At 64.3% G+C, this 12413-nt stretch carries 9 protein-coding genes; 2 read left to right on the top strand and 7 right to left on the bottom strand.

All coding sequences use genetic code 11. The annotated features are described in order from the left end of the window. Window positions 1-9 precede the first annotated feature (9 nt). Together ccsA and VNN55_02680 are read left to right on the top strand one after the other, a co-directional pair. A complete protein-coding gene (gene ccsA / locus VNN55_02685; GenBank protein HWO56453.1) occupies window positions 10-2259 on the top strand; it encodes a cytochrome c biogenesis protein CcsA in 2250 nt (749 codons plus the stop codon). Window positions 2260-2366: 107 nt separating this feature from the next. Further along, window positions 2367-5279 (top strand): protein kinase, encoded by a 2913-nt coding sequence (locus VNN55_02680; protein HWO56452.1) that lies wholly within the window; start codon window positions 2367-2369, stop codon window positions 5277-5279. Window positions 5280-5339: 60 nt separating this feature from the next. Here VNN55_02680 and VNN55_02675 read toward each other — a convergent pair whose 3' ends face one another. The 7 genes from VNN55_02675 to VNN55_02645 all read right to left on the bottom strand — a co-directional run. Then, window positions 5340-7973 (bottom strand): M1 family metallopeptidase, encoded by a 2634-nt coding sequence (locus VNN55_02675; protein ID HWO56451.1) that lies wholly within the window; start codon window positions 7971-7973, stop codon window positions 5340-5342. Window positions 7974-8084: 111 nt separating this feature from the next. Then, window positions 8085-8945 carry a DUF4846 domain-containing protein gene (locus VNN55_02670; GenBank protein ID HWO56450.1) on the bottom strand — a complete coding sequence of 287 codons (861 nt, stop codon included), beginning with the start codon at window positions 8943-8945 and terminating at the stop codon, window positions 8085-8087. Next, window positions 8932-9648: a glycerophosphodiester phosphodiesterase gene (locus VNN55_02665; GenBank protein ID HWO56449.1), complete on the bottom strand. Its 717-nt coding sequence runs from the start codon at window positions 9646-9648 to the stop codon at window positions 8932-8934. Before VNN55_02665 ends, VNN55_02670 begins: the two co-directional genes overlap by 14 nt. Window positions 9649-9653: 5 nt before the next feature. Next, a complete protein-coding gene (locus tag VNN55_02660) occupies window positions 9654-10013 on the bottom strand; it encodes a hypothetical protein (protein HWO56448.1) in 360 nt (119 codons plus the stop codon). Between the two features lies 1 nt (window position 10014). After that, complete coding sequence (locus VNN55_02655; GenBank protein ID HWO56447.1) at window positions 10015-10827, bottom strand: NADPH-dependent oxidoreductase; 813 nt, start codon at window positions 10825-10827, stop codon at window positions 10015-10017. Then, the gene (locus VNN55_02650) at window positions 10824-11354 is read right to left on the bottom strand and encodes a DinB family protein (protein ID HWO56446.1); all 531 of its coding nucleotides are present in this window, start codon (window positions 11352-11354) and stop codon (window positions 10824-10826) included. The genes VNN55_02655 and VNN55_02650 overlap by 4 nt, the downstream gene beginning before the upstream one ends. 2 nt (window positions 11355-11356) lie before the next feature. Then, a partial coding sequence (locus VNN55_02645) for an NAD(P)-dependent oxidoreductase (GenBank protein HWO56445.1) occupies window positions 11357-12413 on the bottom strand: 1057 nt, incomplete at its 5' end.

The raw sequence follows: 12413 nt of genomic DNA, 5'->3' as shown, positions 1-12413 counted from the left end.
AGGGGCACAGTGGAAACTCTCGGAAAATCACTGATCTGGCTGGCGACCGCGGGTGTGATTGCCTCGCTGGTCATGTACCTGCGCGGCGACCAGTGGCTCCGTCAGGCCCGCTGGAGTTTCCGCGGCGTCACTCTGTTGATTTCGGTCTCGCTTGGCCTGCTTTTGACGCTGATCCTTTTGCATCGATTCGACTTTGTCTATGTCCGCAATTACTCCTCCTCCGACCTGCCGCTCTACTACCTGATCGCCACCCTCTGGGGCGGGCAGGAGGGGACCCTGCTGCTTTGGATTTTCTACATCAGTCTTCTGGCGTTGATCCTGATCCGCACCGCCGGACGGTTTGAGCGTTTCTCAATGGCGGTGATCAACCTCTTCATCTTTTCCGTGCTGTTGATCCTGCTCAAACGCAGCCCGTTTGAGGCCACCGCCGAGGCGCCGATGGAAGGGGCCGGACTCAATCCGCTCCTGCAGGATTTCTGGATGACCATCCACCCGCCGGTGATGTTCCTCGGCTTTGCGCTCTCGATATTTCCCTTCGCCCTGGCGATCGCCGGCTGGGTGCGGCAGGAATACAAGCTGTGGGCCGGCCACGCGTGGGTCTGGCTCCTGGGCACCTGGTGCACCCTGGGCACCGCGTTGGTCATGGGCGGGTATTGGGCCTACAAGGTGCTCGGCTGGGGCGGGTACTGGGCATGGGATCCGGTGGAAAACTCTTCGCTCATCCCCTGGATCTTCGCCACCGGCGGCGCGCATGCGCTGGTGACATTCAAGAAGAAAAACGCTCTCGCGCGTTCGGCCTACCTGTTCTCCATTCTGCCCTTCGTCTCCGTTCTGTTCGGCTCGTTCCTGACCCGCTCGGGCGTGCTCGGCGATTTCTCCGTGCACTCGTTCCTCGACCTGGGCATCAATTCGTACCTGGTCGCCTCGCTGGCCCTCTTTACGTTGCTCGGCTTCGGCGTCCTTTTCTGGCGCTACAACAAGGTCCGCGCCACAATCGCCTACAGCTCGATGGGGACGGTCGATTTCCTGATTTCGGTCGGCGTGCTGTCACTGCTGGTGGCGGGCGTGTTGGTCTTGGTGGGCATGTCCACGCCGCTTTGGACTCGTCTGGGTGGACCGCCCTCGAACGTCACCCTGCGCTACTACTTCCTGGCGACCACGCCGATTGCGCTCATCCTGCTTTTGGCGCTGTCCATCTTCCCGTTCATGCGCTGGATCAAACCGACCAAGCCGTTCATTTCCCCGCAGGCGGCGATTCCGTTTACGTTCGCCATGCTGGTCGGCGCGGTGGCGATTCTCGCCGGGGTCCATGAGGTGCTCTACATCTGCCTGCTGGTCCTCGGGGCCTTCGCCACGGCGTCCAATGTCTGGGTGCTGGCCGATCGCTTCCGCAAGAGCCGTCGCGTGCCCGGCGCCTATCTCGCGCACGTCGGTCTGGCGGTGCTCATTGTCGGCGCGGCGGTCTCCAGCGCCTACGAACGCAAGGAGCAGGTCCCCCTGCCGCTGGGCGAGACCGTCGAGAAGTTCGGGTGGCTCATGACCTATGAGGGCAAGGATCACGCGCAGAACGAGACGCCGTACCATGTCCTCGTCGAACGCGCCGGATCGAACACGGCCTATCGCATGTCGCCGCGCCAGTTCGAATTGCCCTATGGCAAGGGCACGATGCGCAAGCCGGCGGTGAAGAAGTTCTGGAACAAGGACCTCTACATCTCGCCGGTCGATGAAGTCGGCGGGACGCCGGGCGAGACGGTGGTTCTCACCAAAGGCAAAACCCAGACCCTGGCCGGCTTCGAGATCACCTTCCTCGGCTTCGAGATGGGTGGCCATGGCGAAGGCAACGTGGGCAGCGTCGGGTGCGCCTTCCTGCTCACCGGCGACATGCGCATCGACACGATCACTCCGACGGTCGAAAGCACGCCCGAAGGGATGCGCGATGTGCCGGCGTCGTCGGCCGATGGCCGTTTTACGCTGGCGGTGGGGCGCATCGATGCCAACACCGGCGCGGTCGAAGTGCAGGTCTCCGACCGCGACAACCCCAGCGCCGCCAAGCCGGTCTTCTGGATTGAAATCTCGGAAAAACCGCTGATCAATCTCTTCTGGGCGGGCACCACCCTGATGGTTTTGGGCGGCCTACTGGCGCTGCGCAAACGCGCCGGGCAAATCGACGAGTTCCAATCCGAGCGCCACCCCGCGGCCGCCCAGGCGGCGGCCGACTCCCCGTCGACGCGGCGTCCCGAAGGCGTCAGCACGACCTGAGAAGCTGAACATTTCCTTGCCCAAAGCCCGCCTCGACGGGCTTCGGGCTTTCAGGTCCGGCCTGAACGGAGTAACTTGGGCAGGATGCTTGGTTTCATCGCAATCCTATGACTGGCCAGACCATCGCGCACTACCAGATCACGGCCAAGCTCGGCGAGGGCGGGATGGGCGAGGTGTTTCTCGCCACCGACACCAAACTCGACCGCCAGGTGGCGCTGAAGTTCCTCCCGGCGCAACTGCAGTCCGATCCGCAGGCGCGCGAACGATTGCTGCGCGAAGCGCGGGCCGCCTCCAAACTCAATCATAAGAACATCCTCACGATCTACGCCGTCGAATCGGCCGAGGGACGCGACTTCATTGTCATGGAGTACGTCGATGGCCGCTCCCTCAAGGACCTGATCGACGCGCGCGAGCCGATCCCCGTTGAGCAGATCATCCGCATCGCGTTGCATGTCTGCGACGGGCTGTCGGCGGCGCACGAGCAGGGAATCGTTCATCGCGACATCAAGCCGGCCAACATCCTGATCACCGCCAAGGGGCAGGTGAAGATCACCGACTTCGGGCTGGCGACCTGGCGCGGCGCCGGCCAACTGACCAAGGAAGGCACAACCGTCGGCACCGCCGCCTACATGTCGCCCGAGCAGATCCAGGGACGGTCGGTCGACCCCCGCTCTGATCTGTTCGCGCTCGGCGTGATGCTCTATGAACTGCTGGCGGGACGGCGTCCCTTCGCCGGCGAGCACGACGCGGCGATCACCTACGCGATCATCAACGACATCCCGGAACCGCTGGCGCGCTTCAAGTCCGGACTGCATCCGGGCCTGGAGCAGGTTGTGGCCCGCGCGCTGGAAAAGGACCCCGGCACGCGGTACCAGACCGCCACCGACATGCTGGCGGAACTGAAACGCATCCGCCGGGAGATCGAAGGCTCACAGCCGTCGATGCTGTCGCGCACGATGGCCACGCCGCCCCGACGCAGTTACCTCCGGTACGTTTTCGCCGCTTCGGCGGTCGCGGTCGTCGCGCTCCTGTTCTTCGTGCTCAAGCCCTTCAAATTCGATGTCGGCGCCGGCCAGCCGGCCAACGCCTCCGAGAACTCGCTGGCGATTATGTATTTCGACAACGTTGCCGATCCCGCCGACACCGACAGGATCGCACAGATGACCACCGGGCTTCTGATCACCGACCTGTCCGAATCGCAATACATCAAGGTGGTCAGCCGCCAACGCCTCTACGACCTGTTGAAGCAATTGGGTCACGAGGGCGAGACACGCATCGACCAGAACACCGCCACCGAGATCGCCCGCAAGGCCGGCGTCAGGTACATCCTCACCGGCGAAATCTATCAATCCTCCCCGCGCCTGGTGATTGCCTCCCAGATTTCCGAGGTGGCGCGCGGTGAGGTCGTCTCCAGCCAGAAGATCACCGGCGCCGAGGGGGAAGATATCTTCGCGGTGGTCGACCGGCTCAGCAGCGCGGTGCGCTCCGATCTGTCGTTGCCCGCGCAGGCGAGCGCGGAGCCCGACCGGCCGGTGGCCGAGATGACCTCGCGCTCGGCCGACGCGTACCGCCATCTCCTCGAAGGCATCGATTACTCGCGCAAACTCTACCACGCCGAAGCGGCCGCCAGTCTCAAGAAGGCGCTCGAGTACGATTCCACGCTGGCCATCGCCTACTTCTATCTCAGTCTGACCGATGTGTTTGACCGCCGCGCCGGCTGGCTGGAACAGGGCATGCGCCACATCGACCGCGCCGGCTGGCGGGACGCCCGCATGATTCGGGCCAAGTACGCCGAAACGAACGGCGATATCGCGACGGCGTTGAACGACCTCGGAGAGATCATCGCGCGGGATCCCAATGACAAGGACGCGCTGTTTTCCCGCGGCTACATCTATCGGTTCCGCCTGCGCGAATACCGAAAGGCCCTGCAGGATTTCCTCCGCATCGTGGCGATCGATCCCTCTGACAAGAATGCCTATAACCTGCTGGCCTACGGCTACCAGGACGTGGGCGACATTGAGAACTCACTGAAAGCCATCAACCAGTACATCGCCCTGGCGCCCGATGAAGCCAACCCGTATGACACTCGGGGCGATCTCTATGCGCGCGCGGGCCAGACCGAACAGGCCATCGCCTCATACCGAAGAGCGCTGCAGATCAAGCCCGACTTCCCGACGCTGGACAAGCTGGGGGCTTTGCTGGTGCAACTCGGACGGTTCGTCGAGGCCGACTCTCTGTTTCAGACCGCCATCGCGTTGCCCAATGTGGAACGGCGATCCTTTGGACGCGCCGGGATGGCGCTATCGCCGCTGCGCCAGGGGGACTTTGACCGCGCCGACGAAATCGCCCGGCAGGGGATGGCCGCCGATGAAATGGACCAGTATGAGGGGGCGGCCTACCGTGAGAAGCTGGTCATTCGCATTGCGATCGACCAGCAGCGCCGGAACTTCGAGAAGGCGCTTCGCGGCGCTGAGGAGTTGCACCGGATGATCCGGCAGCAGCAACCGGCCGAAGCCAATGCCGCCCTCGACTGGGTGGTGGAGATTCGCGCCCAGGCCGGCGACTTCGACGGCGCGCGGTCGTCGCTGGAACAATTGCAAGCCGCGGTGAAGGGGCGGCCCCTGGAGGACTCGGCCGCGCTGGCGTTCGCGCAGGGCGTTCTCGAGTTCTGGCAGGGGAACTATGCGGCGGCCGCTTCGCACCTGGCTCGGGCCGACAGCATTTCGGACCCCTTCGACTATGCGCTCATGCTCGGACGCGCCTATCTCCAGAATGGCCAGTTGGATCGCGCCGTCGGAGTCCTCGAGCAACGTTTGCGTAGCTTCGACGAAGAGCGAATCTTCAACCCAATTGGCAGCACGCTCATTCACTACTATCTGGCTCAGGCCTACGAACGCTCCGGATGGAGTCAAAAGGCCGCCGAGGAGTATGAGAAGTTTCTCGGTCTGTGGCACAAAGCCGACCCCGACCTCGTCGAAATCGCCGACGCGCGGGCGCGGCTGATGAAGCTCCGGTCCTAATGGAAACGGCGGGGATGAAATCCCCGCCGCCTCGCAAGAGAGCCCCCTCTCGATAGTGCGTCAGTCGTGGGCCGCGACGAACTGCTTGAGGTAGGCCGATACCTTTGCCCCCTCGCGCTCCCGCAAGCCGGCACAATCATTCACCTGATCGGTGATTTTGGCAAGACTTTCTTCGGTGCCGGCCATGATTCGTGACGGGTCCGAAAAAAAGGTCCGGGCCGCGGCGAGACGGTCCCGCGAGCACCCCTCGGCGATGTAGGGCAGAAACGGAACGATCAGCGGCGGCAATTTGGCGGTGATGGACTCGTAATTGGCGATCGTCCAGTCCATCACCTTCTGCTCATGGGCCGGATGGGACCGCACGGCAAAGGGAATGTTGAAGAACTCATTCGGACGCAATGGGCCCTCCAAGGTGTACCGCAGCGCCTCCTCCACCAGGGCGGGGTCGCGGAAATGACCCAGCGTGTTCAAGAACAGCGACCGCTGCTGGGGAATCTGCGCCGATTCGAAGCGCCGTCGGCACTCGTCGAACAACGCACGGTCGCCATGCTGCGCCGTAAGCGCCATCGCCGTGCCCGCAAACGCGGGATCGACCGCGGCCGGATCGCGCAGGTAGGTCTGCGCCAACGAATCGGCGTAAGCCAGCACCGCCGGGTCGCGTCCTTCCTCGCCCAGCCAGCCGATCAACTGCGGACGGAACCGCGTCACCTCTTCGTCCTCGCCCGCCCGCGACGTCATCCCGAAGCGCTCCAACGCCGGACCCAGCGTCCGGCGGACATAGAGCGCGAATTCGTCCTGCAAATCCTCAGTCACAAAGGCATTCTTCACCTTATCCAACCCCGCGAGCAATGTCGAGATCACCTGGGGATTGGGGTCATCGGCAAAATGATTGAGCGTGCGCAGGTAATCATCGCCGGAGATGATCCCGGCATCCAACAGCGCGCTGACGTTGCCGATGAGTCCCACCCGCTCTGTCACCGACAGCCACTGAGTGCCCTGCTCGGCCAGCGCCGCCAGCATCTGCGGCGGCACCGTCCAGCGGTAGTACCCCGCTGATCCGGCGTTTGGCATCACCCACTGCGGCGGGCCATCGGACTCCAGCGACAAGGTGGCCTCGGGCGCATCGAGCAGGAACGACTGCGACTTGGTGCCGGCCCGGTCGGCGTACTTCAATTGCACGGGGATCGCCCAGAGCTCGCCGCCGACCTCATGGCCGAAGCTGGAGAAACGCCGCTGCGAGAGCCGCACCTTGCCGTCCATGGTCAACTCCGCCGCCACCACCGGGACGCCCGGCTGGTCGACGAAGGTCGCCATCGTTGCGGCAAAGTCGCGCTGCGATGCCGCCGTCAGCGCCGCCCAGAGATCCTGCGCCGTGGCGTTCTTCCAGGCGTTCTGGCTGATATAATCAATGACCCCGCGACGGAACACCTCGGGGCCCAGCCATGCCTCGAACATCCCGAGGACCGCCTCGCCCTTGCTGTAGGCCAGTTCGTCGGCCGACTGCAGCAAATTGTCGGTGGCCGCCACCGGCTGACGGATGGCGCGCGTCGAAGGACGCGCGTCGGTGATCATCGCCCCCGATGCCGCGCGCACCGCCCCGACTTCCATGCCGTACTCGGGAAAGACCTCGTGCGTGACCTTGCTGCCCATCCAGGACGCGAACGATTCATTGAGCCAGAGGTCATCCCACCATTCCATCGTGACCAGGTCGCCAAACCACATGTGCGCGAGCTCATGCGCGATGACCGCCGCCTGCGAGCGCTTCTGCCCGACGCTGGCGTTCTTCGGGTCCAGGAGCAGAATGCCCTCGGCGAAGGTGATCGCTCCGGGATTTTCCATCCCGCCCGGCCAGAATTCCGGCACCGCGATCAGGTCGAGTTTGTCATAGGGGTACGGGCTGCCGAAGTAACGCTCCAGCGCCGCCAGAAGCGGCGGCGTGGTTCGGAGGGCGTGCTCCACCAGGTGGGAGCGTCCCTTGATGCAGACAATGTTGCCGGGGGTCGACATTCCCGGAATCGGCGTGAATTCCAGCGGGCCGGTGGCGATCGCCAGAAGGTAGGAGGGCATGGGCGGGCTCTTCTTGAACCGCATGACGCGCCAGCCGTTGTCGATCGACTCCTCCTCCAGCGGCATGTTGGTGACCGCGGTATGCCCCTCGGGCACGCTGATAGTCAACTGATAGGGAATCTTGAAGCCCGGCTCGTCCCAGCAGGGAAAGGCATCGCGGGCCTCGTCCGCCTCCATCTGCGTGAAGCAGTACCCCTGGCCGTCGACCACGGTGCGGTACAGACTGACAGCGGTGGTGTCGTAGGTGTTGGTGAAATCCATCCGCAGCGTCGCCGTACCGACGGACAAAGGCGACGCGGCCCTGACCGTCACAATCTCCCATTCGCCCGGATCGATTGTGGTCGGAATGGTGCGGCCGTTCTGCACGAGTTCGAGTTGGCCCAGCGACAGTCCGTTGGAATGAAACTGGATCGTCGCGGATAGTTCCGTCACGGCCAACGTAATCGTCGTGGCGCCGCGGTAGTCCGGTTTGTCGGCATCCAGCGCCAGCGTGATCGCTTGTTCGGTGGGAACCACCTGACGGGGGAGGCGGGCATCGGCGAGGACCTGATGCGGCAGCAACAAGATGGCCGCCAGGATGGCACACCCCGCAACGTTGCGGCCCGGGGCCGATCGACGTCTGATCATTGGAACTCCTTGGATTGTGGAATGGCAACAGGGCATCGGCATGACAGCCTGAATACGGCCCAGTGCAGTATGGGTTTCAGCCGCGCCGGTGTCCAGATGGAATTAATTCGCTTACTGTGCGGGGGGACGGTGGCAGAAGCCGGGGCCGAAGACGCTCTGCAATTGCAGGTATTCGGCGAGCGTCATCCACGCCGACGACCGATCACCCGCGAGCCGTTGACGCACGACCGGATCGCGGGCCGGGGTAAATCCATCGACAAACAGGTAGAGTTGATGGCCATCCGTGTCGCGACAGGCATCGACCACGACCGACAAATGCCCCATGCCCTGCCCGGTGCAGTGCGGCTGAATGACCACATCGCCGATCGCCAGATCGGCAGGCGCGACCTCCGGCCAGTCGCGCGCCAGCGATGCGGTGTTGGCGTATGTCATGACAAAGCGCAGGTAGGCGTCCAGTTCGCGGCGGCCGGGCTCGCGACGCGCCCCGGAAGTGTGCACGATGGCGGTCTGCGCCGTGTTGGTTCCATACCGTCCCGACAACCACCGCGCCCAGGTCATCTCCTGCCCCGAAAGACTTCGAAAGGAAGGAATCGAGGAGGGATCGACTACCCATGCGAACTCGGCCAACAACCGCATCACGATGTCGGCACATTGCTCCTCGGCGCCCAAAAGCCGCCAATCGAGCACGCCGCCGATCTCAGTCGGAGCGAACACCAGCCGCCCTGTCCAGTCGCGGGCGGGTGTGGTGTCGGGCAGAAGCGGAAGCTGCCGCAGCCACTCCTTGTAGGAATCCGCCGCCAGAGGGACACGGGCATACCCGTCCGGCGGCGCAAAGCGCTCGACGATGCCGCCGGAAGGTCCGGCGCTTCGCGCCAGGCCCGCATACTCCGACGCCAGGGCCGCAGTGGCAAGGCCGCCGCCGATGAGCGCTGTCCAGATAATCCGCGACCAGAATGGGCTACGAGTTTCCACGCAGTGTTATACGCGCCAAGTCGGGCCGGTTGGTGATGAGCGCGTCGATTTCCAGCGCCGCCAGCAGTGTCATCCGCAGCGGATCATCGACCGTCCAGATCGCCAGGCGCAGCCCGGCCTCGCGCATCTTCGCCAGCGTCGATGGCACCACCCAGTGTTCATCCAGATGCAGCGATGTCAGCCGGTGCCGCCGCGCCCAGCGGATGAGCGAGCCGGTGAGGAACTGCCGCGCCAGCGCCGAGCGCGGATCGCCGACGATCAGCCCTCGCGGCCAGTCGGGACGCGCCAGTTCGAGCGCCTTCAACACCGAGCGATGAAAGGAGGAGTAGATCGCCGGGTTCTCGATGCCGGCGCGTTCAATGGTCTCCACCAATTCCCTGATTCCGTCGCGGTCCTTGATGTCGAAGACCAGCGGGATGCGCGTTTCACGCGCCCAGAGCAGAAAGTCGTCGAGGCGCGGGATCGGCTCGCGCTGGGGACCGACCCGGGCGCGCAGCGTCTCGTGCAGCGGCAGCGCGGAGATTGCCTGACGCTTCCCGTCCAGTTCCAGCTCCGCATCATGGTGGATCACCCACTGGCGGTCGGCGGTCAGCCGCAGGTCGAACTCGATGCCATCGGCGCCGTCGGCGACCGCGCGCTCGAACGCCGCCATTGTGTTCTCGTGGCAGACCGATGAATTCCCGCGGTGGGCGATAATCTGCATGGCGTTTAGCCGCCGACGCGGCTCAGGTAATACTGCAACGGACCGCGGCGCTCGATCTGGATGTCCTCCCCCGGCTGGGGGTTGGCCGCCGCCATCCAGCGACGCGTTCCCTGGGTCTGATTGCGCAGGTAGAATCCGCCCCGCACGATGTCGGTTTGAAAACTGAATCCCGCATCCGTCTCAAAGGTCAATTGCGCTTCGGCCGGCGGCGGAACATGCGTCTCCGGCACCGGTTCGGTGATTGCCTCCGGTGGGAATATCTCGAGAAAGTCGAAGACGTTGAACCGCCGCTCCCAGAACCAGATATCCTCCGGCGACTCCAGTCGGATGCGAACGGTATCCCCCGCGACGGTCACCTTCGCCATCTCAGTCGAACCCGAACCCCTGACGGTCGAGGAACGGGCGGATGTCGGCACGGAACCCCGCCGGATCGATCCAGCGCCGCGCCGAATGCTCGATCCAACCATAGTCCGCGTCATCGATGACGCGCGACCAGCCGGGGAGACGTTTGCTCAGGTCGATCTGGCGTCCCTTGTAGATGCCCGTCTCGCGCATCGCTCTGTCGTACGCGCGATGCGCCTCTGTCCAGCGCGCATCGTCGTAGGTTTCGTGATGGATGACGCCGGCCAGCGGCAGACGCGGGCGCAACGGCGGCTGATGCGCCGGATCGGGATGGCCCAGCGTCATGCCGAAGACCGCAAACACCAGCGGCGGCAATCCGAGAACCTCGGCCAACTCGAAGGGATGATTACGCGCCGCGCCGATGTAACAGCCGCCCAGCCCGATGCCCTCGGCCGCCGACAGCAGGGTCTGCGCAAAAATGGTGACGTCGATCACCGACAACAGCAGCAGTTCGACAAACTTCGCCTCGAAACGGTACCCCGCCTGCTCGCAGACCAGCCGCGCGCGGTTCAGATCGGCGCAGTGCGCCAGAAAGACCGGCGCGTCGATGATCTGCTGCTGGTTGCCGCACAAGAGCGCGATGCGGCGCTTTCGCTCCGGATCGCGCACGACAATCACCGAGTAGCATTGCAGGTTTGAGGAGGTCGAGGAACGCTGGGCGGTCTCGATCAGCGCGTTGAGCGTCTCGTCGCTCACCGGCTCGGCGGTGAATCGGCGGATCGAGCGGTGCGCCCGCAACGAACGCACCACCGGGTTGGACAGGATATCGTCGCTCATGGAATCGGAACGGGCAGCAGGCGCTTCATCGCGGCGATCTGCCCCTTGTGATGCGCCTCGTGGTCGACCACGTGGTAAAGAATCCACTCAATCGTAAACTGCGCTGTGTTCGACGGATCGCCGGGATCCAAGGGCGAGATCAAGCGATCCAGATCCTCGTCCTCCAGCGTCTTCAAGTCGGCCTTGGTCTGTTCCCGGATGGCATCCAGCGTATTGAGAAAGTACTCCAGCGGCTGGCCCGAGACCTGCGGAATGCCGAAACGGATCGGAAAGGCGATCTTCCATTCGTCGTCCATCGGACGGCGCATGATGTCCTCGCCGATCCAGGAACATTCGACCGCGGCGATGTGCAGAAGCAATGTGCCGATCGACTCGACTTTGTCATTGGGATGCCAGGCCAACTGTTCCGGCGTCAATCCTTCGACATACTTCTTCAATTGCCGTCGGACATCCTCCATCTGCGTGAGATAACGTCCGATGCGCGGCGGATAGCCGGCAAAGGGCAGCAGGGTGCGATTGTTGCTCATGGTCATTCCCCCCAATCCACCTGCACGACATTTCCGAGATGCGGCAGACGGCCCAGTTCATCAAGCACCGCCTGCGGCACCGGATCATCGACCGCAACAATCCCCAGCGCGGTGCCGCCCCGCTGACGCCGTCCCAGGTTCCACGAGGCAATGTTCACGTTGGCGCGCCCCAAAAGCGCCCCCACCGCGCCGATCACCCCCGGACGGTCCTCGTTGGTGAAGATGAGCACACGGCCTTCGGGGGCGATGTCCAGCGGGAATTCGTCGATCTGGCGCAGCCGCAGACTCGCGCCGTTTTCGACCACCCCCACCACCCGGTGCAGTATGCCGCCGACCCGCGCCTCGAGGGCGATCTGATTGGCGCGCGCCGGATCGGCCGATTGATCGCTCACCGCCACCTTCAGGTGCCGCTCGGCGGCGATCGTCATCGCGTTGACCATCGTGATCGGCGTGTCGGTCTGCGGCGCGAGGAATCCCTTCACCGCCGCCGCGGTGATCAGGCGCGACTCCGATTGAGTCTGCGAACCCAACTCCAGCGTCATGGCGTCGCAGGCGCCGCTGCCCAGCATACGCAACAGGCGGCCGGTCTTCTCCGCCAGTTTGAGGTAGGGGAGAAGCCGCGGAAGATCGGAGGGATCGGTCACCGGCAGATTGATGGCGTTGACATAGACGCCCTCGACCAGCGCCTGCCGCACCGCTCGCGCGATTTCGACGGCAACCTTGGTCTGGCTTTCGGCGGTCGAGGCGCCCAGATGCGGCGTGACCACCACATTCTCGCGCCCGGCGAACCAACGGTCCTCGGGCGGCTCCTTTTCGTACACATCCAACGCGCAGCCGGCCAGACGTCCCTCATCCAGCGCCCGGGCCAGCGCCGTTTCGTCGATGATCCCACCGCGCGCAGCGTTGACCACCAGCGCGCTGGGCTTGAGGCGCGCGATCATCGGCGCATCGATCAGGTTGCGCGTCTTTTCGGTCAAGGGCAGGTGCAGACTGAGCACATCGGCGGCGGCGACGACATCGGGCAGTTCGGCCAGCGTCACCTGGGCGGCGGCCGCCGCC

The sequence above is a fragment of the bacterium genome, from assembly GCA_035559435.1.
Lineage (GTDB): Bacteria > Zixibacteria > MSB-5A5 > WJJR01 > WJJR01 > JACQFV01.
The sequence above is the reverse complement of the archived record's forward strand: the minus strand, read 5'-3'. Positions and strand labels throughout refer to the sequence as shown.